Genomic DNA, 23,902 nt, shown 5'->3' on the forward strand with positions numbered 1-23,902 from the left:
GCCACCCCGCGATGTACGAGGGTGCCATCCAGGATCTGATCGACGAGTTGGGCCGGCTTCCCGGAGTGGGCCCGAAGAGCGCCCAGCGGATCGCGTTCCACGTGCTCTCGGCCGACCCGGCCGACGTCACCCGGCTGGCCACCGCGCTGCGCCGGGTCAAGGAGCTGGTGCGGTTCTGCACCGTCTGCTACAACGTCGCCGAGTCCGAGCAGTGCCGGGTCTGCCGCGACCCACGCCGGAGCGAAGAGGTGCTCTGCGTGGTCGAGGAGCCGAAGGACGTGGTGGCGATCGAGCGGACCGGCGAGTTCCGTGGCCGCTACCACGTGCTCGGCGGCGCGATCAATCCGCTGGAGGGCATCGGCCCGGACAACCTGCGGATCCGGGAACTGCTGGCCCGGCTCGGCACCGGCGCGGTGCGCGAGCTGATCCTGGCCACCGACCCGAACACCGAGGGTGAGGCCACCGCCACCTACCTGGCCCTGATGGTCAAGCCGATGGGCATCGCGGTGACCCGGCTCGCCAGTGGCCTGCCGGTCGGCGGCGACCTGGAGTACGCCGACGAGATCACCCTCGGCCGGGCCTTCGAGGGCCGCCGCGCCGTCTGAACCCGCGTCGCGCCGTCTGACATCGGTCGTGCTCGACCTGATGCGCGATGTAACAAATTCGCATAGTCAGATCCGGACAAACGATCATATTGTCGGCCGCCCGCGACGCTCTGTCGCTGGTGCCATGACGGTAAGGACACGATCCGGTACCAACCCGTTCCCCGGCCGTTTCCGGTCGGTCCGCGCGGGGGCTAGTGTCTCGCCATCGGTGGCCCCCCGTCACCGCGTTTGTCGTATCCACAGGACGAGGTGAAGCACCATGCGTGCACCAAGGCCGAAGGTCGCCATCGCGGCCGTAGCGGTCGCGGCCCTCGCGGTAGCCGGCTGTGCCGAGAGCGACCGCGGCGATTCGGGCGCAAGCCAGAAGGACACACTGGTCTTCGGCGTGGCCGGTGACCCGAAGGTGCTCGACCCCAGCCTGGCCAGCGACGGTGAGTCGCTGCGGGTCGCCCGTCAGGTCTTCGAGACGCTGGTCCGCCCCGAGGAGGGCGGCACCAAGATCACGCCGGGCCTGGCCGAGAGCTGGACCCCGGACGCCACCGGCACCGTCTGGACCTTCAAGCTCCGCTCGGGGGTGAAGTTCCACGACGGTACGGACTTCAACGCCGAGGCGGTCTGCGTCAACTTCAACCGCTGGTTCAACGCCAAGGGCCTGATGCAGAGCCCCGACGTCACGCCGTACTGGCAGGACGTGATGGGTGGCTTCGCCGCCAACGAGCGGGACGACCTGCCGGAGAGCCTCTTCAAGTCCTGCACGGCGAAGGACGCGACCACCGTCGACCTCGCCTTCAGCCGCGTCTCCAGCAAGGTCCCGGCCGCGCTGATGCTGCCCTCGTTCTCCATCCACAGCCCGAAGGCGCTGGAGCAGTACCAGGCCAGCAACATCGGCGGTAGCGCGGACAACATCCAGTACCCGTCGTACGCGATGGAGCACCCGACCGGCACCGGGCCGTTCAAGTTCAAGTCCTGGGACGTCGCCAACAAGACGCTGACCCTGGAGCGGAACGACGAGTACACCGGCGACCAGAAGGCCAAGCTGAAGACCCTGATCTTCAAGACGATCTCGGACGAGAACGCCCGGAAGCAGGCGCTGCGCTCCGGCGACATCCAGGGCTACGACCTGGTCGGTCCGGCGGACGTCGAGCCGTTGAAGGGCGAGGGCTTCAACATGCTCACCCGCCCGGCGTTCAACATCCTCTACCTGGCGATCAACCAGAAGGGCGGCAACCCGAAGCTCGCCGACCCGAAGGTCCGGCAGGCGATCGCGTACGCGCTGAACCGGCAGGCGCTCGTCGACTCGAAGCTGCCCCCGGGCGCCAAGGTCGCCACCCAGTTCATGCCGGACACCGTCGAGGGCTGGAACCCGCAGGTCACCACCTACGAGTACAACCCGGAGAAGGCCAAGCAGCTGCTCGCCGAGGCGGGTGCCAGCAACCTGACGCTGCGCTTCCACTACCCGACCGAGGTCACCCGGCCGTACATGCCGAACCCGAAGGACCTCTTCGAGCTGCTCTCGGCGGACCTCCAGGCGGCCGGCATCAAGGTCCAGCCGATCCCGCTGAAGTGGACCCCGGACTACCTCAACGCGGTAAGCACCGGCACCGCCCACGACCTGCACTTCCTGGGCTGGACCGGTGACTACGGCGACGGCTACAACTTCATCGGCACCATGTTCGACCGGCAGAAGCCGGAGTGGGGCTTCAACAACCCCGAGCTGTTCGAGCTGTTCAAGCAGGCCGACACCACGGCGGACGCCACCGCCCGGTACGAGCTCTACAAGCAGCTCAACGCGAAGATCATGGAGTTCCTGCCGGGTGTGCCGGTCTCGCACTCGCCGCCGGCGATCGTGTTCGGCAAGGACGTGACCGGCGTCAAGGCCAGCCCGCTCACCGACGAGCGGTTCGCCACCGCCGAGTTCAAGTCCTGACATAACCAAGGGAACGCGGGCGGGCGCGCCCTGGTCCCCGGCCGGTAGACCCCGGCCGGAGGCCAGCCGAGCGCCCGCCCGCGCCACCCTCCGTACCCCTGCCAGAGGCCGCCCGTGTTCCGGTTCATCGTCAGACGCCTGTTGCAGCTGATACCCGCGCTGTTCGGGCTCTCCGTCCTGTTGTTCATCTGGTTGCACCGGCTGCCCGGCGGTCCGGAGACCGCGATCCTCGGCGAGCGCGGCACCCCGGAGATGCGCGCCGCGATCCGGGAGAACCTCGGGCTGGACGAGCCGATCCTGGTGCAGTACGGCCGGTTCATGTCCCGCATGTTCCGGCTCGACCTGGGCACCTCGATCTCCACCCGGCGTGAGGTGACCACCGAGTTCCTGCAACGCTTCCCGGGTACCGTCGAACTGGCCGCCACCGCGATGATCATCGCGATCGCCGTCGGCATCCCGCTCGGCTACCTCGCCGCCCGCCGCCGCGGCCGGCTCCTCGACCACGTCTCGGTCGCCGGATCCCTGATCGGGGTCTGCATCCCGGTCTTCTTCCTGGCGTACGTGCTGAAGGCGATCTTCGCCGAGAACCTGAACCTCTTCCCGGCAAGCGGCCGGCAGGACCCGACGATCGACGCGACCCGGATAACCAACTTCTTCGTCCTGGACGGGTTGATGACCCGCGAGTGGGACGCCGCCGCCGACGCGCTCTGGCACCTCGTGCTTCCCGGCCTCGCCCTGGCCAGCATCCCGTTGGCGATCATCGTCCGGATCACCCGGGCCAGCGTGCTGGAGGTGCTCGGCGAGGACTTCGTCCGGACCGCCGAGGCGAAGGGCCTGACCGAGCGGGTGGTACGCCAGCGGCACGTGCTGCGCAACGCCATGCTGCCGGTGGCCACCTCGATCGGCCTGCTCACCGGCGGCCTGCTCTCCGGCGCGGTGCTCACCGAGACGGTCTTCGCGTTCAGCGGCATCGGGGCGTTCATCGCCGACTCGATCGGTCAGCGGGACTATCCGGTGCTGATGGGCTTCATCATGATCATCGCCGTGGTCTTCGTCCTTGTGAACCTGCTGGTCGACCTCTCCTACAGCCTGATCGACCCGAGGGTGAGGGTCCGATGAGCATCCTTGGGAGTCCTGCGGCGGTGAACGGATGGTGGCGCGGGTGAGCGCGAGGAGTGAGCTTGCGAGCCCCGCAGTCGCGAACGGAGGGTGGCGCAGGTGACGATCACCGAACGGGCCCGGAAGAAGGCCGAGAAGCTCGATCGGCTCGGCGAACTCTCCGCCGCCCGGGACGAGGAGCGCGGCGTCAGCCTCTGGAAGGAGGCGTTCCGCCGGCTCCGGCGCAACCCGGCGGCCATCGTCGGCAGCGTCGTACTCGGCATCTTCCTGCTGGTCGCCATCGTCGGGCCGTTCCTGGTGCCGTACGGGCCGACCGACACGATCGGGATCAGGGAGGGTCTGGTCAAGTCGGGCCAGGGCATCATCCCGGGCCCGACCGGCGACCACTGGCTCGGCTTCGACCACCAGGGGCGGGACGAGTTCAGCCGGCTGATCGTCGGCGCCCGGCAGACCCTGCTGGTCGGCGTGGTCTCCACGCTCATCGGCCTGGCCGTCGGCGCCCTGATCGGCGGGGTGGCCGGTGCCGCCGCCGGGCTCGGCGGGCGCTGGGGGCGCTGGGTCGACACCACCCTGATGCGGATCGTCGACATGATGCTGGCGCTGCCCAGCCTGCTGCTCGCGGTGAGCATCGCGGCGCTGCTCGGGGCCAGCCTCACCACAGTGATGATCGCGGTCGGCGTGGTCTCGGTGCCGGTCTTCGCCCGGTTGCTGCGCGGCGCGATGATCGCCCAGGCGAACAGCGACTACGTGCTCGCCGCGACCTCGCTGGGGGTACGCCGCTCGAAGATCGCGATCAGCCACGTGCTGCCGAACTCGCTGGCCCCGGTCATCGTGCAGGCCACCCTGACCCTGGCCACCGCGATCATCGAGGCGGCGGCGCTCTCCTTCCTCGGCCTCGGCAACCCGGACACGGCGATACCCGAGTGGGGTGTGATGCTCGCCGACGCGCAGTCGTACCTGGGCATCCGGCCGGCGCTGGCGATCTATCCGGCGGTGGCGATCATCATCACCGCGCTGGGCTTCACCCTGCTCGGTGAGGCGATGCGCGAGGCCCTCGACCCGAAGCTGCGGAAGTGATCTGTCATGGCACTGCTTGAGGTGGAGGACCTCTCCGTCACGTTCCGGCAGCGCGGCAAGCGTACGGTCCGGGCGGTCGACGGGGTGTCGTTCTCGGTGGACGCCGGCGAGGTGGTCGGCCTGGTCGGCGAGTCCGGCTGCGGCAAGAGCGTGACCTCGCTGGCCCTGATGGGACTGCTGCCCCGGCAGCCCGGCATCTCGGTCGAGGGCCGGGCCGACTTCGACGGCACCGACCTGCTCCGGGTGGACCGGCGGACGATGCGGGACATCCGGGGCCGGGACGTCGCGATGATCTTCCAGGACCCGCTCTCCTCGCTGAACCCGGTGATCCCGGTCGGCCGCCAGGTGACCGAGGTACTCGCCCGGCACCGGGGACTGGGCGGCGACGCGGCCCGCAAGGAGGCCGCCGAACTGCTGGACCGGGTCGGCATCCCGGACCCGCACCGGCGGCTGCGGGAATACCCGCACCAGCTCTCCGGCGGGATGCGGCAGCGGGCGCTCATCGCGATCGCGGTCGCCTGCCAGCCCCGGCTGCTGATCGCCGACGAGCCGACCACGGCGCTGGACGTGACCATCCAGGCGCAGATCCTGGAACTGCTCAAGGACCTGGTACGCGACTCCGGCACCGCACTCGTGATGATCACGCACGACCTGGGCGTGGTCGCCGGGATGTGCGACACGGTGAACGTGCTGTACGCCGGACGGGTGGTGGAGACCGCCCGCCGCAAGCCGCTCTTCGCCGAGCCGAGGCACCCGTACACGGTGGGGTTGCTCGGCTCGATCCCCCGGCTGGACGCCGGCCGGGGCGACCGGCTCTCGCCGATCCCCGGCTCGGTCCGGGACGTGCTGCCCTGGGCGGACGGCTGTGCCTTCGCGCCGCGCTGCGACCGGCAGGTCGAGGCGTGCCTCGGCCAGCCGCCGCAGCTCGCGCTCACGCACACCGACCGGACGTACCGGTGCGTCAACCCGGTGCCGCCGGTCGGCTCGGCTCCGCCCCCGCCCGCCTCGCCGACCGCGCCGGAGCCGGCAGCGGAGGGGACCGTCCCGGCCCAGGCGACGGCGACCGGTACCCGGCCGGCACCGGGACAGGAGCAGCCGGCAACGGCGGAGGAGTGGGGCACCCCGCCCGCCCCGCGCGAGGAGGAGTCGGCATGACCGACGTACAGGAGTCCGGTCCGACCGGGCAGTCCGCGAACCTGGTCGAGGTCCGGGACCTCAAGGTGCACTTCCCGATCACCCGGGGCGTGATCTTCGACCGGGTCGTCGGGCACGTGAAGGCGGTGGACGGGGTCGACCTGGCCATCCCGCGCGGCAAGACGTACGGGCTGGTCGGCGAGTCCGGTTGTGGCAAGTCGACGCTCGGCCGGGCCCTGCTCCAGCTGACCCGGCCGACCGGCGGGCAGGTGAACTTCGACGGTGTCGAGCTGACCGGGCTGCCGCCGAACCGGCTCCGCGCGATGCGCCGCCGGATGCAGATGATCTTCCAGGATCCGATGTCGAGCCTGGACCCCCGGCAGAACGTCGAGTCGATCCTGGTCGAGGGCTTGCAGGCGCACGGGATCGGTGCCGACCGGAACGCCCGGCGGGACATCATCACCCGGACCCTGGACGCGGTCGGGCTGCCGAAGTGGGCGCTGTCCCGCTATCCGCACGAGTTCTCCGGCGGGCAGCGGCAGCGGATCGGCATCGCCCGCGCCCTCGTGCTCGGCCCCGAGCTGATCGTCGCCGACGAGCCGGTCTCCGCGCTGGACGTGTCGATCCAGGCCCAGGTGGTGAACCTGCTCGACGAACTCCAGGACGAGCTGGGGCTCACCTATCTGGTGATCGCGCACGACCTGGCGGTGGTGCGGCACATCTCCGACGTGGTCGGGGTGATGTACCTCGGCGCGCTTGTCGAGGAGGCGCCGAGCGACCGGCTCTACCGGGAGCCGCTGCACCCGTACACCCGGGCGCTGATGTCGGCGGTGCCGGTGCCGGACCCGGAGGTGGAGGACCGGCGGGAGCGGATCCTGCTCGCCGGTGACCTGCCGTCGCCGGCGAACCCGCCGGCCGGCTGCCGCTTCCACACCCGCTGCCCGTGGGCCCAGCCGACCCGCTGCGCCGACGAGCGGCCGGTGCTGCGGCAGATCGGCGAGAGCCGGGTGGCCTGCCACTGGGCCGAGCAGATCGCCAGCGGCGAGATCCGGCCGCACCGGGTGTCGGCGGAGATCGTCCGGCCGGAGGACGAGGGCGAGGCGCCCGGCGTCGTCTCCGCGCCGAGCGAGCCCGGCTCGTTCGTCTGAGCCCGACACCCGGCCCGGGGAGAGGACCCGGCCCGCTGCGACCACGACCCCGGCCCGGGACGAACCCGGGCCGGGGGTACGCGGACACCGCTCAGCTCTCGGCGTGCGCCTCGGGCGGTACGACCTCGGTCGGGTCGTAGAGCCAGATCGGGCGCCAGTCCGGCAGCTCGTGGTAGCGGCGCAGCTCGGCGAGCCCGCTGAGCCAGCCGCCCCAGGCCGCGTACGGCGGCCGGTCGAAGCCGCTCTGCACGAAGGAGAGCTTCGTCTTCCCGCCGCTGCCCTCCAGTTCCCAGCTCACCACGCCGGCCGGTCCCCAGTCGACGGTCATCGCCCGGCCGGGGGTCAGGTCCAGCACCTTGGCCGGGTTGGGGTCGTTCTCGAAGCCGCCCATCGCGAATCGGCCGCCGACCTCGGGTTCGATCCCGAGCGGGTAGCCGAACCACTCGCTGACCTTGGCCGAGTCGGTGAGCGACTCGTAGAGCGCCTCGGGGGTGGCGTCGACGACGACCTCGGCGCGCATGGTCGCCGAGGTGAAGTCGACCTTCGGGGTGAGCGGCCGGCCCTCGACGTGGTCGACCAGGTTGGCGATCGCCAGCGACCAGTACGTCTGGAGCACGCCCCGGATGCTGGCGCCGGTGATCACGTCCTGGAAGGTCCAGTGCGACTGGGTGAGCGTGACGATCGTGGAGTCGGTGCTCTCCTCGGTCAGGGTGATCTCGGTGCTGGTCTGCTCGCCGTCCAGCAGCCAGTCGAACCGGAGGCTGTGCTCGCCGACCTCGCGCAGCCGCTGGTGCGGGGCGTCGCCCTCGGGCACCTGCGGCCCCCGGAACTCGTACCGGTCCGGCAGCTCGACCTCGGCCTGGTCGGCGAGCCAGACGCGCAGTTCGGCGGCGTCGGTGAGGGCGTGCCAGACGTTCTTGACCGGCGCGGCGGCGCGGGCGCGCAGGGTCAGCGGTGCGGGTGCGGTCATTTCGTGCCTCCGTGTGGGTAGCAGGCGACGGCGAGTTTGAAGGCGTCGCCCTCGGCTCCGCCGTAGCGGGTGAACAGCTCTTGCAGTGCGGTCTGTAGGTCGGTGAGGAACTGTTGGCGCTGGTCGGCCGGCACCCGGATCTCGCCGGAGAAGCCGATCGACGGCAGCTCGGGGGCGGTCCGGTCGAGCGCGGCGACGTCGGCCTGGACCTCCTCCATCAGGTTGAGCAGGTAGCCGAGGCTCATCTGGTCCTGTGCCTTGCGCAGCCCGAGCCGGCCGACCAGTCGGGGGGAGAGCCAGTAGGACCTGGCGCTCGCCTGGTAGATGCCCTCGGTGATGCCGCGGACCCTGCGTTCGGAGACCTGGTCGACGAGGCCCGCCTCGACCAGGCGCTTGACGTGGTAGTAGACCCGCTGCGGGGTCTGGCCGAGCTGGTTCGCCACCTCGGTGCAGGTGTGCGGCTCGGCGAGTTGCCGCAGCACCTCGATGCGCTGCGGCTTGAGCAGGGTCTCGGCCTGCTCGATCTGCTCCAGGTACATCACGTCTCTCATGGCAAAAACGATCCTGTACGTAAAACCAGATTTTGCCAATCGCCCGCGCGGACGCCGACCGGGGCGTACCCGGTCGGCGTGTTCGGCAGGTCAGCCCTCGGGGCGGTTGAGCAGGCCGACCGCGACGGTGTGCACGGCGGCCAGGTCGGCCGGGTCGGCCAGCGCCGCCCGCCCGCCGGTCACCGAGTACCACTCGGCGGCGTCCTTGTACTGCACCCGGAGCACGGCGTCCCTACCGTCCAGCTCGGTGCGGAGCGTCAGGTCACCGGTGACCACCCCGACGTCGTCGGTCATCACCCCACCCGGGCCGGCGGTGATGTCGGTGCTCTGCGCGGCGCTTCCGGTCTCGGCCATCAGCAGCTCCCCAGCATGTCGTCGAGCGCCGCCTTCTCGGCGGAGGTCACCGACAGTCGCCAGAAGTGCTTGACCGCGATCCAGTCCTCCGCGTACTGGCACCAGTCGTCCCGGTTCGGCGGCTTCCACTGGGACGGGTCCTGGTCGCCCTTTGCCCGGTTCGAGGACGCCGAAACCGCCACCAGCTGTGGCCGGTCCAAGTCGTTGGCGAAGTCGCCGCGCCGCTCGTCGTCCCACTCGTCGGCACCCGAGCGCCAGGCGTTGGCCAGCGGCACCATGTGGTCGATGTCCACGTCGGAGGGGTCGCTCAGGGCCCGGTTGTCGTACCGGCTCGACCAGCGGCCCCCGACCACGTTGCAGCCGGAGAGCTTGATCCCGGTGCCGTCCCGTTGCAGGACGGTGTCCCGGACGTCACAGTTCTTGCCGGCCTTGCGCCAGTGCGGGAAGTGCTCCCGGCTGTAGCCGCGCATCGAGCCGGCGCTCGCCACCGTGAGCTGGCCGAGCTGGGCCTGGGTGTCGGCCGGCCCGGACGACTCCGGGGCCGGCGGGCTCTCCACCGGGGCACAGCCGGCGCCGCCGAGGGCGAGCAGGCAGAGGAGCACGGCCGCGCTTCCCGACCGGGCTATTGATCTGGTACGGATGAACGGCACGCTTCCAGCCTGCGAGGTGTGGACCGGTGCAGGGGCGACCGGTGCGGGTTCCGGCGTTTCGCGGCATCGTACGACACAGGCAGGGCAGATTGACACCGTGAGCAAATCGTCAGCACCGTTGCGGATGTCCAGCAGGGCCGGCCGGGGTACCCTGTTCGCCGCCGTGGTCGCCTCCGGCATGGTCTTCCTGGATGCCACCGTGGTCAACGTTGCACTGCCACACATCGGCACCGAGCTTTCCGCCAGTACCGCCGGCCTACAGTGGACGCTGAACGGCTACCTGCTGACCCTGGCCGCCTTCGTGCTGCTCGGCGGGGCACTCGGCGACCGGGTCGGGCGGCGCCGGGTCTTCCTGGCCGGAGTGCTGGCGTTCACCGCCGCCTCGATCCTCTGCGGCGCTGCCCTGAACATCGAGTGGCTGATCGCCGCCCGCTTCCTCCAGGGGCTCGGCGGCGCGCTGCTGACCCCCGGCTCGCTCGCCCTGCTCCAGTCCAGCTTCCACCCGGACGAGCGCGGCCGGGTGATCGGCGCCTGGTCCGGGCTGGCCGGCGTCTCCACCGCGCTCGGCCCGTTCGTCGGCGGCTGGCTGATCGACGCGCTCTCCTGGCGGGCGATCTTCTTCCTCAACGTGCCGCTGGCGGTGGTCGTGATCCTGGCCGCGCTGCGCTGGACCCCGGAGAGCCGGTCCGACGGCGGGGCCGCCGCCCGGTTCGACGTGGCCGGCTCGCTGCTCGGCGCGCTCGGCCTGGCCGGCGTCACGTACGCGCTGATCGAGGCCCAGCAGTTCGGCCCCGGCTCGGTCCAGGTGATCGGCGCCGCCGCGCTCGGGGTGGCCGCCGCTGTCGCGTTCGTGCTGCTCGAACGGCACCGGGGCGAACGGGCCATGCTGCCGCCGACGCTCTTCGCCAGCCGGCTGTTCGGGGTGCTGAACGTCTACACCGTGCTGGTCTACGCCGCGCTCACCGGGTTCACCTTCTTCTTCGCCGTCTACCTCCAGAACGTCGTCGGCTACTCCGCCCTGGAGACCGGCCTGGCCAGCCTGCCGCTGACCATCCTGCTGCTGCTCGGCTCGGCCCGCTCCGGCGCGCTCGCCTCCCGGATCGGGCCCCGCCCGCAGCTCACCGTCGGCCCGCTGGTCGCCGCCACCGGGCTGGTCCTGCTGCACTGGGTGAGCCGGGGCGACTCCTACTGGCTGCGCGTCCTGCCCGGGATCGTCCTCTTCGGGCTAGGCATGACCCTGGTGGTGGCCCCGCTGACCGCCTCGGTGCTGGCCGCCGCCCCGGACCGGCTGGCCGGCGCCGCCAGCGGCTTCAACAACGCGGCGTCCCGGGTCGGCGGCCTGCTCGCCGTCTCCGCGCTGCCGCTGGCGGTCGGCCTCTCCGGCGGCGGGTACGCCCGCTCCGGCCAGCTCACCCCGGCGTACCGGCAGGCGGTGCTCTATTCCGCCGGGCTGATGGTGCTCGGCGCACTGCTCGCCGGCGTACTCGTGCACCGGCCGGAGCGGGAGCCGAGGAAGTCCCGCCCCTGCCCCACCCTGCCGCCGCCCCCGACCCACCAGCACGAACCGGACCAGGATGCGGACCGGACGGCGGCGGGAGAGCACCGCTGGTAGCGGTGCCGGCAGGCGTGCCGCCACGGGTAGGGCGGGCACGTCGGCGGCGGCGCGCACGGTTCGCGCGGGTCGGCCGGGGTGACCGGTCCGACCCGCCCGATCCGGCGGTTCGACAGGGTGTGGGCCGACCCGCCCGACCCGGCGGGTTCGACAGGGGTGTGGGCGGCTCAGCGCAGGGCGCGGTTGACGGCGCTGGTCACCGCCTGCACCGAGGCGGTCACGATGTTGGCGTCCAGTCCGACGCCCCAGACCGTCCGGCCGTCGACCTCGCACTCCACGTACGCGGCAGCCTGGGCGTCGCCGCCCGCGGACATCGCGTGCTCGTGGTAGTCGAGCACCCGGACCCGGACGTCGAGCGCCTGCAACGCGTTGACGTACGCGTCGATCGGGCCGTTACCGGTCGCCGAGAGCGACCGGCGGCCGGCGCCGAACCGGGCGTCCACCTCGATCTCGACCTTGCCGTCGACGGTGCCGATCGTGTAGCTCTCGATCTGGACGATCGGCTCCCGCTGCCGGTCGGTGAGATATTCCTCGGCGAAGAGCTGCCACATCCGGCCCGGCTCCACCTCGCCGCCGTCGTCGTCGGTGACCCGCTGCACCACCCCGGAGAACTCGATCTGCAACCGGCGCGGCAGGTCGAGGTGGTGCTCAATCTTCATGATGTACGCCACGCCGCCCTTGCCGGACTGCGAGTTGACCCGGATCACCGCCTCGTAGGTGCGGCCCAGGTCCTTCGGGTCGATCGGCAGGTAGGGCACCGCCCAGCCGAACTGGTCGATCGGCACCCCGGCCGCCTGCGCGTCGGCGGCCAGCGCGTCGAAGCCCTTGTTGATCGCGTCCTGGTGCGAGCCGGAGAAGGCGGTGAAGACCAGGTCACCCGCGTAAGGGTGCCGCTCGTGCACCGGCAACTGGTTGCAGTACTCGGCGGCGCGTTTGATCTCGTCGATGTCGGAGAAGTCGATCTGCGGGTCGACGCCCTGGGAGAAGAGGTTCAGCCCAAGCGTGACCAGGTCGACGTTGCCGGTGCGCTCGCCGTTGCCGAAGAGGCAGCCCTCGATCCGGTCGGCCCCGGCCAGCAGGCCCAGCTCGGCGGCGGCGACCCCGGTGCCCCGGTCGTTGTGCGGGTGCAGCGAGAGCACCACGCTCTCCCGGCGGGGCAGGTTGCGGTGCATCCACTCGATCGAGTCGGCGTAGACGTTCGGGGTGGCCATCTCGACGGTCGCCGGCAGGTTGATGATCAGCGGCCGGTCCGGGGTCGGGTCGATCACCTCGATCACCGCGGCGCAGACCTCCAGGGCGTAGTCGAGTTCCGTCCCGGTGTACGACTCCGGCGAGTACTCGTAGAAGACGTCCGTGTCCGGGGTGTGGATCTCGTGGTACTTCTGGCAGAGCCGGGCGCCGGAGGTGGCGATGTCGGTGATCCCGGCCCGGTCCAGGCCGAAGACCACCCGGCGCTGCAACGTCGAGGTCGAGTTGTAGAAGTGCACGATCGCCCGCTTCGCGCCCCGGATCGCCTCGAAGGTGCGGTCGATCAGGTGCTCCCGGCACTGGGTCAGCACCTGGATGGTGACGTCGTCGGGGATCAGGTCCTGCTCGATCAGCTGTCGGACGAAGTCGAAGTCGGTCTGGCTGGCCGACGGGAAACCGACCTCGATCTCCTTGTAGCCCATCTGCACCAGCAGCTGGAACATCCGCCGCTTGCGCTCCGGCGACATCGGGTCGATCAGGGCCTGGTTGCCGTCGCGTAGGTCGACGGCGCACCACCGGGGCGCCGCCTCGACGCGCCGGGTCGGCCACTGCCGGTCCGGCAGGTCGATCGCGAACTGCTGGTGGTAGGGCTGGTAACGCTGGTACGGCATGCGGCTGGGCCGCTGCCGGGCTATCGGATCACCGTCGGTGGTGGTGCCGGCAGGTTGTGCCATGGCGGAAAGCTCCCGTGGTCATGTGGCGTGAGCGCCGAGTGTCGGATCTGGATGTCGGATCCTCGTGCCGGAGCCGGGCGCCGGTGCGAGCCGGATGCCGGGGTCGGACTGTCGAGGAGGCTGGCCGCAACGGGGTCCGGCCGGAATCGCAGGACGGCGCGCTTCAACTCCGCGACGAGGTGCCGGCCTGGGAAGCCTCGTCGCGGCGGCGAAGAAGCAGGGACCGCCACATGACAAAGTCACCTTAAGCGCTCGAAGGCGATCGGGTAAGCGTAGTCCGCAATCTGGGAACCGCCCAGGTCACGACCGCTGCTCCCGCCGCTGCCGCTGGTCGCCGCTGGGCCTGACGGCCGCAGCTCAGCGCAGCAGCAGTTCGGCCAGTGGACGGCGCTGGCGCAGGCCGATCTCCCGGGCCCGCAGGTCCTCCGGCAGCGAGTACGGGTCGCCGAGCCGGCCCACCGCGACCACCACGTGCGGGCGTACCTCGGCGGAGAGGTCGAGGTCGGCCCGGAGCCCGGTGGCGTCGAACGCGGAGATCTGCCGTACGTAGAGTCGCAGTGCGGTGGCCTGCACCGTGAGATGCGCCACCGCCTGACCGAGGTCGTACGCGGCGTGCGGCAGCGGCCCGCCGCCCGGCCCGGTGGTGGCGTGCGCGCCGAGCAGCAGCGCCGAGGCCCGGCCGGCCCACCGCTGGTTGCCGGCCGAGAGGTTGGTCAGGATCCGCTTGAACGCCTCGTCGTCCCGGCGGCCCAGCAGGAAGCGCCAGGGCTGGGTGTTGTCGGCGGAGGGAGCCCAGCGGGCCGCCTCCAGCAGGGACGCGACCTCGGTGTCGGTGAGGTCGGCGACCGGGTCGAAGGCGTGCGGACTCCACCGGGTCGCCAGTATCGGGGAGAGCTGGGCCATGGGGTCGAGTGTGCCGTATCGGCCAGTCTGTCCCGACACCGGGGTCACCGGACGTGACCGAGCGCACCCTCAACGTGAAGAAAGATCACCTGCGCTGCCAGTCCGCCGCACCCCCGCCGCCCTCGCTGGTGCCCCCGTTGTCGCTGGTGCCGTCGCCCCCGTTGTCGTCGGCGCCCTCGGTGTCGTCGGTGCCGCCCCCGTTGTCGTCGGTGCCGCTGCCGTCGTCCGTGGAACCGCCGGGCTGCTCCGGTGGTGGGCCGGCGATCCGCAGCGGCTCACGCTGGACCAGCGGGCCGGGCAGCGCGACGGTGGCCGGGGCGGCGGTCGGCGTACCGGCCAGGGTCAGGGTGCCGGCCGGGAGCCGGGCCGCCGTGAGGGTGCCGTCGGAGGCGTAGCAGTAGATGCCGGGATCCAACGGCGGACTGACCGAGGCCGAGGTCGACTCGACGGCGAAACAGCTGCCCTGGGCGCCGGGCAGGGCGGCGGCGGAGACCGAGAGCGGCGCCTGCCGGTCGGTGAGCACCTCCGGCCAGTCGGTGAACGGGTGCCGCAGCGGGGGGTCGATCCCGGGATCGAGTGGCTGGCCCGGGTCGGCCACCCGCACACAGCCCGACTCGGGGTTGCCGGCCGAGGGGAGCGTGCACTGGAAGACGCCCGCGCCGTTGCGGGCCAGCGAGATGTCGGCGGAGCCGCCGAGCGCGCCGCCCGGGACGTCGACCCGCCAGGAGCGGTCCGCCGCGCGTACCACCGAGATCGACCGATCCGGCCGGCCGGGCGCGGTGAGCGTGTAGACGGCCGTGAGTTGGCGGTCCTGCGCGGCGGCGGCGAGCGCGGCGAGCTGCTCCCGGGCGTCGGCCGGCTGGCTCGCCGCCGGGGCGGTGGGGGTGGCGGCCGGTGCCGGCGTGTCCGTGCCGCAGCCGGCCGACAGCGCCACCCCGGCCAACAACAGCACACCGAGCAGCGGACGTGCGGGGACGGCGCCGCGAACCGCGGGCGGTGCGGGGACCGGGTGTGGTGCGGGGACCGCGGGCGGTCCGGGGACCGGGCGCGGGGCGGCGTCGGCGGCGGGCCGGGTCGGGAGGACGGCGGTCCGGCTCCGGTCGGCGTCGGGCAGGGGGGCTACGCCGGGATACACCTCGCCATTCTTGCCCCGATATCCCGCGACGGGCGGTCGGTGCAGCTACTCTCGCGTGTCGCCGACGGGCCTGCGACAGGTCGGATGGTGGGAACGCCTGGTCGGGCCGACGACCACGGCCGGTAGTCTGAGTTGGTCTCACACGGCGCCGCCGGCCTCGACCCGGCGGCGTCGGCACGCTCAGGGTCGTGCGCCTTGCCCGGCCCGGAGGAAGGAGAGCACCCTCGTGGCGCTGGTCGTGCAGAAGTACGGCGGATCCTCGGTCGCCGACGCCGAACGGATCAAGCGGGTGGCCGAGCGGATCGTCGCGGCCCGCAAAGCCGGCGACGACGTGGTGGTCGTGGTCAGCGCGATGGGCGACACCACCGACGAACTGCTCGACCTCGCCAACCAGGTCAGCCCGTTGCCGCCCGGCCGGGAGCTGGACATGCTGCTCACCGCCGGTGAGCGCATCTCGATGGCCCTGCTGGCGATGGCGATCCACAACCTCGGCTACGAGGCGCGTTCCTACACCGGCTCCCAAGCGGGGGTGCTCACCACCTCGGTGCACGGCAGGGCCCGGATCATCGACGTCACGCCCGGCCGGCTCCGGTCGGCGCTGAACGAGGGCGCCGTGGTGATCGTCGCCGGCTTCCAGGGCGTCTCCCAGGACACCAAGGACATCACCACGCTGGGCCGGGGCGGGTCGGACACCACCGCCGTCGCGCTGGCGGCGGCACTCGACGCCGACGTCTGCGAGATCTACACGGACGTCGACGGTGTCTTCACCGCCGACCCGCGGATCGTGCCGAACGCCCGGCACATCAGGACCATCACCTACGAGGAGATGCTCGAACTGGCCGCCTGTGGCGCGAAGGTGCTGCACCTACGGAGCGTGGAGTACGCCCGAAGGGCCGGGTTGCCGATCCGGGTACGTTCGTCATACTCGACCAACACCGGCACGATGGTGACCGGATCGACGGAGGACCTACCCGTGGAGCAAGCACTTATCACCGGGGTCGCCCACGACCGGAGCGAGGCGAAGATCACGGCGGTCGGGGTGCCGGACGAGCCCGGCGCGGCGGCCCGGATCTTCGAGACCGTCGCGGCGGCCGAGATCAACCTCGACATGATCGTGCAGAACGTCTCGACCGAGGGCACCGGCCGGACCGACATCTCCTTCACCCTGCCCAAGACCGACGGCCCGACCGCGATGGCGGCGCTGAGCAAGGTCCAGGAGCACGTCAAGTTCAAGGGCCTGCTCTACGACGACCACGTCGGCAAGGTGTCGCTGATCGGCGCCGGCATGCGCTCGCACCCGGGGGTGGCGGCCAGCTTCTTCGCCGCACTCGGCGAGGCCGGGGTGAACATCGAGATGATCTCCACCTCGGAGATCCGGGTCTCGGTCGTCTGCCGGGACACCGACCTCGACGCCGCGGTCCGGGCGGTGCACGAGGCCTTCGACCTGGGCGGCAGCGAGGAAGCGGTGGTCTACGCCGGGACCGGGAGGTAGCCACGATGGGGACGCTCCCCACACTCGCGGTGGTCGGGGCGACCGGTGCGGTCGGCACGGTCATGTGCGACCTGCTCTCCTCCCGGAAGAACGTCTGGGGTGAGATCCGGCTGCTCGCCTCGGCGCGTTCGGCCGGGCAGACGCGGATGTGCCGGGGCGAGGAGCTGACCGTCCAGGCGCTGAGCGCCGAGGCGTTCGACGGCGTGGACGTGGCCATGTTCGACGTACCGGACGAGGTCTCCGCGCAGTGGGCCCCGGTCGCGGTCTCCCGGGGTGCGGTGGCGGTGGACAACTCCGCGGCGTTCCGGGGCGACCGGGACGTGCCGCTGGTGGTGCCGGAGATCAACCCGGAGCAGGTGCGCAACCGCCCCAAGGGGATCATCGCGAACGCGAACTGCACCACCCTGACGATGATCGTCGCCGTCGCGCCGCTGCACCGCGAGTACGGCCTCCGCGAGCTGGTGCTCGCCTCCTACCAGGCGGTCTCCGGGACCGGCCAGGTCGGGGTGGACATCCTGCACGACCAGCTCTCCAAGATCGCCGGTGACCGGGTGCTCGGCTCCCGGCCGGGCAACGTGCGGCAGGCGGTCGGCGACGACCTCGGCCCGTTCCCCGCCCCGATGGCCCTCAACGTGGTCCCCTGGGCCGGCTCGCTGCGCGACGGCGGCTGGTCGTCCGAGGAACTGAAACTGCGCAACGAGTCACGCAAGATCCTCGGCCTGCCGGACCTGAAGGTCTCCGCCACCTGTGTACGCGTGCCGGTGGTGACCGGGCACTCGGTGGCCGTACACGCCGTCTTCGGCACCGAGGTGGACGCGGAGGGTGCCCGGGAGGCGCTGCGGAACGCCCCCGGGGTGATCCTGGTCGACGACCCCGCCGCCGGTGAGTTCCCGATGCCGATCGACGCGGTCGGCACCGACCCGTCCTGGGTGGGCCGGATCCGCCGCTCGGTCGACGACCCGCGTGCGCTCGACCTCTTCGTCACCGGCGACAACCTGCGCAAGGGCGCCGCCCTGAACACCGCCCAGATCGCCGAACTGCTCGCCGCCGAGTTCCTCGCCCGCTCGCGCTGACCCCGCCCCGCCCCGCCCCGCGCGGGCGCGGGCGCGGGGATGATCATGCTACTTAACGGGAAAGAGTCCCCTCGGCCCGCGCCCGAGGCCACTATTTCCCGGGTAGAGCGGGATCTTGCCGGGGGAGCGGGGCCAGGCGTACGCCGTCCCGGCCCTCGCGCTTGACGTTGTAGAGGGCCTCGTCGGCGCGGCGCAGCGTCAGGTCGGGGGGCTCGCCGGGCTGCTGGACCGCCACGCCGATGCTTACCGTCCGGCCGGTCTGTCGGGCCGCCTCGACCAGCCGCTGCGCGATCCCGACCGCCTCCTCCGGGCGGAGTACCTCGACCACGGCCACGAACTCGTCGCCGCCGACCCGGTACAACTCGTCGCCGTGCCGCAGCGCGCTCTGCAACGCCCGGGCGAGGTCGACGAGTACCCGGTCGCCGGCCTGGTGACCGTAGGTGTCGTTGACGGTCTTGAAGTCGTCGACGTCGACGGCGAGCAGGGCGGTGTGCCCCGGGGTCGACTCGGCGATCCGCTCCCCGAACGACCCCTGGTGGCGCAGCCCGGTCAGCGGGTCGGAACTGGCCCGCTCGCGCAGCCGGGCCAACCCGCGCAGCCGTTCGAGGCAGATCCACGACTGTGCGGCGAGCAGTTCGATCAGGTTGACCGTGGTCGGGTCGGGGCGCATCGTCCGGACGTCGCCGACCAGCAGCACCCCGCAGTACTCGGTCGGGCCGAGCGGCACCGAGATCAGCGTGCGTACCCCGGCGGCGATCAGCACGTCCTGGTCGGCGGTGGTCGGATGCTGCCCCTCGCCGAGGGTGTAGGAGGCGCCGTAGGCGTGCGCGTGTGCCCGGAGCCGTTCCAGGACCGGCCGCCCGGCGCCGGCCAGCGCGGCGTGCACCCGGGACTCGAGATCGTCGGGTACCAGGCTCGGGGTGGCCACCCGGGGCCCGGCCGGCCCGTCCAGCACGAAGACCGCCGAGGTGAGCCCGGAGACGTCCCGGGCGGCGGAGACGGCGGCGGTCATCAGCTCGGCCTCGGTGCCGGCCGAGGTCAGCGCCGAGGCGTGCCGGAGCAGCTTCTCGCTGCGGCTCTCCGCCGGTGGGCCGCCGAGCTGCCCGATCCTGGTCCCGAGCAGGCCGGCGACCCGTTCGACGGTGCGCCGCCAGGCGTCCAGGTCGACGTCGGCGGTCGGCCACTCCAGGTCGAGTACCCCGATCGGCTGCCCGGACCGGTCCAGGATCGGGGCACAGATCTCGGCCCGTACGTCGGGGCGCAACGGTACGTAGTCGGGTTCTTTCGTCACGTCCGGGACCGTTTCGGTCTTTCCGGAGGCGTACACCCGGCCGACCGTTCCGGCACCGGCCGGTACCGAGGCGAAGACCTGCCACGACCCGGTCGCGGCGACGCAACGGAGCCGGTCGCGGACCCAGAGCAGCACGGCGACCCGTCCCGGCGTGTGCCGGCCCAGCGCGGCGACCGTGACCTGGCCCGCCTCGACGGCACTGGTCGCCGTGGGCAGCCGGGAGGTCACGTCGCGGACTACGCGGGAGTGGTCGGGGGACACCGTTTCCGATCCGGGGAGGAGGGGTTCCGAGGGGCCCGACCAAGATTACTCAGGGTGCTGAGAATCCGCTGGGTCCGAGTGATCCCCGCCTCCCCGGTACGCTCCGTTAGTTGATCTTCGTCCGAGTGGTTCGACTCAGTCGATCATCGCGAGGGCGGCTTCCCGGCGGGCGGCCGGCGCCTCGACCGGCGAGCCGGCGTCGAACGGCGGCTCCGGGTCGTACTCGATGGCCAGTTGGACCGCCTGCGCGGTCGGCACGTCGGTCGCGTCGGCCAGCAGGGTCAGCGCCATGTCTATGCCGGCCGAGACACCGGCCGCCGTGATGATCCGGTCGTCCCGGACCACCCGCTCCCGGACCGGCTCGGCCCCGAAGGCCCCGAGCTGGTCGAGCCAGCCCCAGTGGCTGGTCGCCCGCCGCCCGGCACGGCCGCGCCGAGCAGGAACGAGCCAACGCAGACCGAGGTGGTCCACCGGGTGTGGGCGTGCGCCCGGGCGATCCAGCTCACCAGGGCGGTGTCGGCGAGCGCGGCGCGGGTGCCGGCACCGCCGGGCACGACGACCACGTCCGGGCGGGGCAGCTCGGCGTAACCGACGGTGGCGGAGATCGCCATCGTGCCCCGGTCGTCGAGGACCGGGCCGGGCTCGGCGGCGACCAGGGTCACCGTGACGCCGGGGGCGAAGGCCAGCACCGTGTACGGCCCGACGACGTCGAGGGCGGTGAAGCGGGGGTAGAGCGGGATGGCGACGTGCATGATCGTTCCTCCTGGTTCGGCGGTTTGGGTGCGAGATCGCGTGCGCGTGCGCGTGGCGTGAGGTGCTTGTCTCGGGCGTGCGGGGGCGGCTCCGGGGGTGCGCAGGCGCGGGCCGGAGGTGCTGATTTCGGGTGTTCGAGGTGGGCGTGTTCAGGGGTGTTCGGCGCGGAATCGGCGGCGGTAGTCGCCGGGGGCGACCCGCCAGTGCCGGCGGAAGACGCGGTAGAGGGTCTCGGCGGCACCGAGTCCGGACTCCCGGGCCACCCGGTCGAGTGGGTGTGCGGTGTGTTCCAGCAACCGGCGGGCGGCGTCGGCCCGGCTGCGCTCGACGTACCGGCCGGGGGAGACACCGGTCTGCTCGGTGAAGAGCCGGGAGAGGTGGCGTTCGCTCATCCCGGCCCGCCGGGCCAGCGCCGGCACGCTCAGGTCCTCGGTGGGGTTGCCGTCGATGAAGCTCTGGAGTTCCCGCAGGGGCTCGCTGCGCGGCACCGGAGTCCGCATCGCGGTGCTGAACTGGCTCTGCCCGCCCGGCCGGTGCAGATAGACCACCAGGCCCCGGGCGACGTGCCGGGCGATCTCGTGGCCGTGGTCGGCGGCCACCAGCGCCAGCGCGAGGTCGATGCCGGCGGTGACCCCGGCCGAGGTCCAGACGTGACCGTCACGGACGTAGATCCGGTCCGAGTCCACCTCCACCGCCGGATACCGCTCGCCCAGCTCCACGGCGCTCAACCAGTGCGTCGTGGCGCGGCGGCCGTCGAGCAGACCGGCCTCGCCGAGCAGGAGGGCGCCGTTGCAGACCGAACTGACCCGCTCGGCGGCGCCGGCCAGCCGGGCGATCCCGGTCACCAGCACCGGGTCGGCCAGGTGTGCCGGTACGGCGCGCCCGCCGACCACCAGCAGCGTGTCGATCGGACCGGTCACCTGGTCGAGCGCCAGCGTCGCCAGCGTCGCGACCCCGCTGCCGGCCGTCACCGGGCCGGGGCGTACCGCCGCGACCTCCAGCCGGTAGCCGCGGCTCTCGCCGACGATCAGGCTCGCCAGCGCGAAGACGTCGGCCGGGCCGGCGAGGTCGAGATTCTGGAAGCCCTCGAAGACCACTGCCAGCATTCGCCGTCGCATGTGTTCATGCTGCTCGTGGCGGGGTTCTGGCGTCAACGACGCAGGTATTGCAGATTACGCCATGCGGTGCGGGCTGGCCCAGGGGCCGACCTTGGCTAGGATCGGCCACAGTCTTTCTGATCATGACGATGTGGGGTCGGCGGACGGAGAAGCCCGACATGGCGAGGCTGCCCGACGAGGTGATGGCGGCGATCGGCCGGATCACGATCGCGGCCGGCGACCTGGAACTCATCCTGGCCTGGATCGGTGCCGACCAGGCAGGCGGCAACGCCTTCGAGGTACTGGCCAGACCCGGTGAACCGGTACGTGCCGCCCGCGGCTCCGTCGAGTTCGCCACCCCGGAGTACCGGCAGGCGTACCTGCCGGTGGTCGAGATCGCGGCGAAGCTGCTCGCCAAGCGGCACGCGGTCGTTTCCGCGATGTGGGTGAGCGAGGCTCCCGACGAGTCGGCGCAGCGCTGGGAACTGCTCGACGACCGGACCCACATCCGCCAGCTCGTCGACCCGCGCGCCCTGGACGAGCTGTCCCGGCAGCTGCTGGAGGCGCGGAACCGACTGGTGGCGATCGTGACCGCCCAGCTCAACAACGACCCGGTCCCCGCACCATGACATCCCGGGTCGACCCGATGGCTGACGTGCGGACCGTGACTGTCGGTCCCGACGACTGGAAGTCGTGGCGGGAGATCCGGCTGCGTGCCCTCCGGCAGGATCCGGAGGCATTCGGCTCGACCCACGAGCGCGAGGCGGCGTTCACCGAGCCGGAGTGGCGGTACCGGCTCGACGGTGCGAGCGGGCCGTCCGTGCTCGCGTACGCCGGGGACGAGCTCGTGGGGATCGGGGCCGGCTGGTTGTACGAGCCGGGCCGGCTGATGGTGGTGGCGATGTGGACCGAGCCGGACCGGCGCGGCGCGGGCATCGGCCGGCAGGTCCTCGACCACGTGGTCGGCTGGGCCCGGGAGCGCGACCTGCCGGTCGAGCTGTGGGTCGCCGACGACAATCCCGCTGCCCGCCGCCTCTACGAACGGTACGGCTTCCGCCCCGACGGCCGGACCGAACCGATCCGGGAGGGCAGCGACGCCACCATGAGCCACCTGGTACTGCCCGGCTGAACCCGTCTGGTGCGGGCCGCCCGGCAAATTTCTTGGCCGGGGATGTCGAGAACGAGTGGCCGGCTCCGTCCCCGCGCTGGAAGTGACCAGAATGGGTCGCACCAGCACCGAGGAGAGACACGAGATGGCCAAGTACCTGCTGCTGAAGCACTACCGGGGCGCTCCGGCCGCGGTGAACGACGTGCCGATGGACCGGTGGACCCCGGAGGAGATCTCGGCGCACATGGAGTACATGCGGGACTTCGCGGCCCGGCTGGAGGGGACCGGGGAGTTCGTCGAGGGTCAGGCGCTCGCCCCCGAGGGGACGTTCGTCCGCTACGACGGCGAGGGGCGCCCGCCGGTCACCGACGGCCCGTTCGCCGAGACCAAGGATCTCATCGCCGGCTGGATGATCATCGACGTGGACAGTTACGAGCGTGCCGTCGAGTTGGCCGGGGAGCTGTCGGCCGCTCCCGGGGCGGGCGGGAAGCCGATCCACGAGTGGCTCGAGCTGCGCCCCTTCCTGACCGAGCCACCGACCATCACGGAGTGACCTGCTGACGATGGACGACGCACTGCTCCGGAGTCTCACCCCGGGCGTGCTCGGCATCCTCGTCCGTCGTGGAGCCGACTTCGCGGCGGCCGAGGATGCCGTGCAGGACGCGCTGGTCGAGGCGGTCCGGGTCTGGCCGGCGGACCCGCCGCAGGACCCGAAGGGCTGGCTGATCACCGTCGCCTGGCGCCGGTTCCTCGACGCGACCCGGGCGGACGCCGCCCGCCGCCGCCGTGAGGACCTCGTGGACGAGGAGCCGGCGCCAGGGCCGGCGTCCGGGGTCGACGACACGCTCCAGCTCTACTTCCTGTGTGCCCATCCGTCGTTGACGCCGTCGTCGGCGGTGGCGCTCACGCTGCGCGCCGTCGGCGGGCTGACCACCCGACAGATCGCCCAGGCGTACCTGGTGCCCGAGGCGACCATGGCGCAGCGGATCAGCCGGGCCAAGCGCACCGTCTCGGGCGTACGGTTCGACCAGCCCGGCGACGTCGCCACCGTGCTGCGTGTCCTCTATCTGGTCTTCAACGAGGGCTACTCCGGCGACGTCGACCTCGCCGCCGAGGCCATCCGGCTCACCCGACAGCTCGCGGCCGTGATCGACCACCCCGAGGTGGCGGGACTGCTCGCACTGATGCTGCTGCACCACGCCCGCCGGGCCAGCCGGATTGCCCCGGACGGCACCCTCGTGCCGCTCGCCGAGCAGGACCGCAGCCGCTGGGACACCGGGGCGATCGCCGAGGGTGTCACGATCCTCCAGACGGCGCTGGCCCGCGACCGGCTTGGCGAGTTCCAGGCCCAGGCGGCCATCGCGGCACTGCACGCCGACGCGCCCGTCGCCGAGGAGACCGACTGGGTGCAGATCGTCGAGTGGTACGACGAACTCGCCCGACTCACCGACAGCCCGGTGGTCCGGCTCAACCGCGCGGTGGCGGTCGGTGAGGCGGACGGTGCCCGGGCCGGGCTGGCGGAACTCGCGGCGCTGGACGACGCACTACCCCGCTACGCGGCGGTGGCGGCGTACCTGCACGAGCGCGACGGCGACCTGGCGACGGCGGCCCGGCTGTATGCCGAGGCCGCCCGGAAGGCGCTCAACCTCGCCGAGCGCGACCACCTGACCCGGCAGGCCGCCCGGCTCAACTCGCGCCGCTGACGGTCCTGTCGCACCCG

General features: G+C 71.9%; 24 protein-coding genes. 13 read left to right on the forward strand and 11 right to left on the reverse strand.

All coding sequences use genetic code 11. The annotated features are described in order from the left end of the window. Positions 1 to 11: 11 nt before the first annotated feature. The 6 genes from recR to O7626_RS36005 all read left to right on the forward strand — a co-directional run bounded on the left by recR (position 12) and on the right by O7626_RS36005 (position 7,010). Entirely contained in the window at positions 12 to 605 is a 594-nt protein-coding gene (recR, locus tag O7626_RS35980) for a recombination mediator RecR (RefSeq protein WP_278065416.1), read from the forward strand. Positions 606 to 864: 259 nt separating this feature from the next. Beyond that, a complete protein-coding gene (locus tag O7626_RS35985; RefSeq protein WP_278065417.1) occupies positions 865 to 2,532 on the forward strand; it encodes an ABC transporter substrate-binding protein in 1,668 nt (555 codons plus the stop codon). A 114-nt stretch (positions 2,533 to 2,646) separates the two neighbouring features. Next, positions 2,647 to 3,651 (forward strand): ABC transporter permease, encoded by a 1,005-nt coding sequence (locus tag O7626_RS35990; RefSeq protein ID WP_278065418.1) that lies wholly within the window; start codon positions 2,647 to 2,649, stop codon positions 3,649 to 3,651. Between the two features lie 99 nt (positions 3,652 to 3,750). After that, positions 3,751 to 4,728, forward strand: a complete 978-nt coding sequence (locus O7626_RS35995) for an ABC transporter permease (protein WP_278065419.1) — start codon at positions 3,751 to 3,753, stop codon at positions 4,726 to 4,728. A gap of 6 nt (positions 4,729 to 4,734) precedes the next feature. Further along, on the forward strand, positions 4,735 to 5,883 hold the full coding sequence (locus tag O7626_RS36000) for an ABC transporter ATP-binding protein (protein ID WP_278065420.1): 1,149 nt from the start codon (positions 4,735 to 4,737) through the stop codon (positions 5,881 to 5,883). Further along, positions 5,880 to 7,010 (forward strand): oligopeptide/dipeptide ABC transporter ATP-binding protein, encoded by a 1,131-nt coding sequence (locus O7626_RS36005; RefSeq protein WP_278065421.1) that lies wholly within the window; start codon positions 5,880 to 5,882, stop codon positions 7,008 to 7,010. Before O7626_RS36000 ends, O7626_RS36005 begins: the two co-directional genes overlap by 4 nt. Positions 7,011 to 7,101: 91 nt before the next feature. Here O7626_RS36005 and O7626_RS36010 read toward each other — a convergent pair whose 3' ends face one another. The 4 genes from O7626_RS36010 to O7626_RS36025 all read right to left on the reverse strand — a co-directional run bounded on the left by O7626_RS36010 (position 7,102) and on the right by O7626_RS36025 (position 9,511). Next, on the reverse strand, positions 7,102 to 7,980 hold the full coding sequence (locus O7626_RS36010; protein WP_278065422.1) for an SRPBCC domain-containing protein: 879 nt from the start codon (positions 7,978 to 7,980) through the stop codon (positions 7,102 to 7,104). Continuing rightward, the gene (locus tag O7626_RS36015) at positions 7,977 to 8,531 is read right to left on the reverse strand and encodes a transcriptional regulator (RefSeq protein ID WP_278065423.1); all 555 of its coding nucleotides are present in this window, start codon (positions 8,529 to 8,531) and stop codon (positions 7,977 to 7,979) included. Before O7626_RS36015 ends, O7626_RS36010 begins: the two co-directional genes overlap by 4 nt. A gap of 90 nt (positions 8,532 to 8,621) precedes the next feature. Beyond that, positions 8,622 to 8,948 (reverse strand): hypothetical protein, encoded by a 327-nt coding sequence (locus O7626_RS36020; protein ID WP_278066469.1) that lies wholly within the window; start codon positions 8,946 to 8,948, stop codon positions 8,622 to 8,624. Further along, positions 8,885 to 9,511, reverse strand: coding sequence for an HNH endonuclease family protein (locus O7626_RS36025; RefSeq protein ID WP_278066470.1), 627 nt, complete (start codon positions 9,509 to 9,511; stop codon positions 8,885 to 8,887). The genes O7626_RS36020 and O7626_RS36025 overlap by 64 nt, the downstream gene beginning before the upstream one ends. Positions 9,512 to 9,659: 148 nt before the next feature. On the opposite strand from O7626_RS36025, the gene O7626_RS36030 reads away from it, so the two are divergent. Next, on the forward strand, positions 9,660 to 11,147 hold the full coding sequence (locus tag O7626_RS36030) for an MFS transporter (protein WP_278066471.1): 1,488 nt from the start codon (positions 9,660 to 9,662) through the stop codon (positions 11,145 to 11,147). A 167-nt stretch (positions 11,148 to 11,314) separates the two neighbouring features. Here the strand turns inward: O7626_RS36030 and leuA are convergent, their stop codons facing one another. The 3 genes from leuA to O7626_RS36045 all read right to left on the reverse strand — a co-directional run bounded on the left by leuA (position 11,315) and on the right by O7626_RS36045 (position 14,924). Beyond that, entirely contained in the window at positions 11,315 to 13,069 is a 1,755-nt protein-coding gene (gene leuA / locus O7626_RS36035) for a 2-isopropylmalate synthase (protein ID WP_278065424.1), read from the reverse strand. 357 nt (positions 13,070 to 13,426) lie between these two features. Then, positions 13,427 to 13,972 carry a nitroreductase family protein gene (locus O7626_RS36040; RefSeq protein WP_278065425.1) on the reverse strand — a complete coding sequence of 182 codons (546 nt, stop codon included), beginning with the start codon at positions 13,970 to 13,972 and terminating at the stop codon, positions 13,427 to 13,429. A gap of 85 nt (positions 13,973 to 14,057) precedes the next feature. Beyond that, positions 14,058 to 14,924 carry a hypothetical protein gene (locus O7626_RS36045; protein ID WP_278065426.1) on the reverse strand — a complete coding sequence of 289 codons (867 nt, stop codon included), beginning with the start codon at positions 14,922 to 14,924 and terminating at the stop codon, positions 14,058 to 14,060. A 409-nt stretch (positions 14,925 to 15,333) separates the two neighbouring features. On the opposite strand from O7626_RS36045, the gene O7626_RS36050 reads away from it, so the two are divergent. Then, positions 15,334 to 16,599: an aspartate kinase gene (locus tag O7626_RS36050; RefSeq protein WP_278065427.1), complete on the forward strand. Its 1,266-nt coding sequence runs from the start codon at positions 15,334 to 15,336 to the stop codon at positions 16,597 to 16,599. A gap of 5 nt (positions 16,600 to 16,604) precedes the next feature. Further along, the gene (locus O7626_RS36055) at positions 16,605 to 17,672 is read left to right on the forward strand and encodes an aspartate-semialdehyde dehydrogenase (protein ID WP_278065428.1); all 1,068 of its coding nucleotides are present in this window, start codon (positions 16,605 to 16,607) and stop codon (positions 17,670 to 17,672) included. Between the two features lie 91 nt (positions 17,673 to 17,763). Here O7626_RS36055 and O7626_RS36060 read toward each other — a convergent pair whose 3' ends face one another. From O7626_RS36060 to O7626_RS36080, 4 genes are all read right to left on the reverse strand, one after another. Beyond that, entirely contained in the window at positions 17,764 to 19,224 is a 1,461-nt protein-coding gene (locus tag O7626_RS36060) for a diguanylate cyclase (RefSeq protein WP_278065429.1), read from the reverse strand. 135 nt (positions 19,225 to 19,359) lie between these two features. Then, positions 19,360 to 19,515 carry a hypothetical protein gene (locus tag O7626_RS36065; protein WP_278066541.1) on the reverse strand — a complete coding sequence of 52 codons (156 nt, stop codon included), beginning with the start codon at positions 19,513 to 19,515 and terminating at the stop codon, positions 19,360 to 19,362. 2 nt (positions 19,516 to 19,517) lie between these two features. Next, positions 19,518 to 19,976 carry a DJ-1/PfpI family protein gene (locus O7626_RS36075; RefSeq protein ID WP_347404832.1) on the reverse strand — a complete coding sequence of 153 codons (459 nt, stop codon included), beginning with the start codon at positions 19,974 to 19,976 and terminating at the stop codon, positions 19,518 to 19,520. Positions 19,977 to 20,126: 150 nt separating this feature from the next. Next, positions 20,127 to 21,095 (reverse strand): DJ-1/PfpI family protein, encoded by a 969-nt coding sequence (locus O7626_RS36080; RefSeq protein ID WP_278065430.1) that lies wholly within the window; start codon positions 21,093 to 21,095, stop codon positions 20,127 to 20,129. Positions 21,096 to 21,253: 158 nt separating this feature from the next. Between O7626_RS36080 and O7626_RS36085 the strand changes: the two genes are divergently transcribed. The 4 genes from O7626_RS36085 to O7626_RS36100 all read left to right on the forward strand — a co-directional run bounded on the left by O7626_RS36085 (position 21,254) and on the right by O7626_RS36100 (position 23,885). Beyond that, positions 21,254 to 21,703, forward strand: coding sequence for a hypothetical protein (locus O7626_RS36085; protein WP_278065431.1), 450 nt, complete (start codon positions 21,254 to 21,256; stop codon positions 21,701 to 21,703). A gap of 35 nt (positions 21,704 to 21,738) precedes the next feature. After that, on the forward strand, positions 21,739 to 22,203 hold the full coding sequence (locus O7626_RS36090) for a GNAT family N-acetyltransferase (RefSeq protein ID WP_278065432.1): 465 nt from the start codon (positions 21,739 to 21,741) through the stop codon (positions 22,201 to 22,203). A 124-nt stretch (positions 22,204 to 22,327) separates the two neighbouring features. Continuing rightward, on the forward strand, positions 22,328 to 22,735 hold the full coding sequence (locus tag O7626_RS36095) for a YciI family protein (RefSeq protein ID WP_278065433.1): 408 nt from the start codon (positions 22,328 to 22,330) through the stop codon (positions 22,733 to 22,735). Positions 22,736 to 22,745: 10 nt separating this feature from the next. Continuing rightward, positions 22,746 to 23,885, forward strand: coding sequence for a DUF6596 domain-containing protein (locus O7626_RS36100; RefSeq protein WP_278065434.1), 1,140 nt, complete (start codon positions 22,746 to 22,748; stop codon positions 23,883 to 23,885). The last annotated feature ends 17 nt before the right edge of the window (positions 23,886 to 23,902 follow it).

Source organism: Micromonospora sp. WMMD1102 (assembly GCF_029626265.1).
In the GTDB taxonomy this organism is placed as follows: domain Bacteria; phylum Actinomycetota; class Actinomycetes; order Mycobacteriales; family Micromonosporaceae; genus Plantactinospora.

What these genes read in the sequence shown, in the direction of transcription:
- O7626_RS36015 (WP_278065423.1), bottom strand. Translation starts at nt 8,531, where the DNA reads ATGAGAGACGTGATGTACCTGGAGCAGATCGAGCAGGCCGAGACCCTG.
- O7626_RS36030 (WP_278066471.1), top strand. Translation starts at nt 9,660, where the DNA reads ATGTCCAGCAGGGCCGGCCGGGGTACCCTGTTCGCCGCCGTGGTCGCC.
- O7626_RS36010 (WP_278065422.1), bottom strand. Translation starts at nt 7,980, where the DNA reads ATGACCGCACCCGCACCGCTGACCCTGCGCGCCCGCGCCGCCGCGCCG.
- O7626_RS36100 (WP_278065434.1), top strand. Translation starts at nt 22,746, where the DNA reads ATGGACGACGCACTGCTCCGGAGTCTCACCCCGGGCGTGCTCGGCATC.
- leuA (WP_278065424.1), bottom strand. Translation starts at nt 13,069, where the DNA reads ATGGCACAACCTGCCGGCACCACCACCGACGGTGATCCGATAGCCCGG.
- O7626_RS36055 (WP_278065428.1), top strand. Translation starts at nt 16,605, where the DNA reads ATGGGGACGCTCCCCACACTCGCGGTGGTCGGGGCGACCGGTGCGGTC.
- O7626_RS36085 (WP_278065431.1), top strand. Translation starts at nt 21,254, where the DNA reads ATGGCGAGGCTGCCCGACGAGGTGATGGCGGCGATCGGCCGGATCACG.
- O7626_RS36075 (WP_347404832.1), bottom strand. Translation starts at nt 19,976, where the DNA reads ATGCACGTCGCCATCCCGCTCTACCCCCGCTTCACCGCCCTCGACGTC.
- O7626_RS36065 (WP_278066541.1), bottom strand. Translation starts at nt 19,515, where the DNA reads ATGGCGCTGACCCTGCTGGCCGACGCGACCGACGTGCCGACCGCGCAG.
- O7626_RS36040 (WP_278065425.1), bottom strand. Translation starts at nt 13,972, where the DNA reads ATGGCCCAGCTCTCCCCGATACTGGCGACCCGGTGGAGTCCGCACGCC.
- recR (WP_278065416.1), top strand. Translation starts at nt 12, where the DNA reads ATGTACGAGGGTGCCATCCAGGATCTGATCGACGAGTTGGGCCGGCTT.
- O7626_RS36000 (WP_278065420.1), top strand. Translation starts at nt 4,735, where the DNA reads ATGGCACTGCTTGAGGTGGAGGACCTCTCCGTCACGTTCCGGCAGCGC.
- O7626_RS36095 (WP_278065433.1), top strand. Translation starts at nt 22,328, where the DNA reads ATGGCCAAGTACCTGCTGCTGAAGCACTACCGGGGCGCTCCGGCCGCG.
- O7626_RS36005 (WP_278065421.1), top strand. Translation starts at nt 5,880, where the DNA reads ATGACCGACGTACAGGAGTCCGGTCCGACCGGGCAGTCCGCGAACCTG.
- O7626_RS35985 (WP_278065417.1), top strand. Translation starts at nt 865, where the DNA reads ATGCGTGCACCAAGGCCGAAGGTCGCCATCGCGGCCGTAGCGGTCGCG.
- O7626_RS36080 (WP_278065430.1), bottom strand. Translation starts at nt 21,095, where the DNA reads ATGCGACGGCGAATGCTGGCAGTGGTCTTCGAGGGCTTCCAGAATCTC.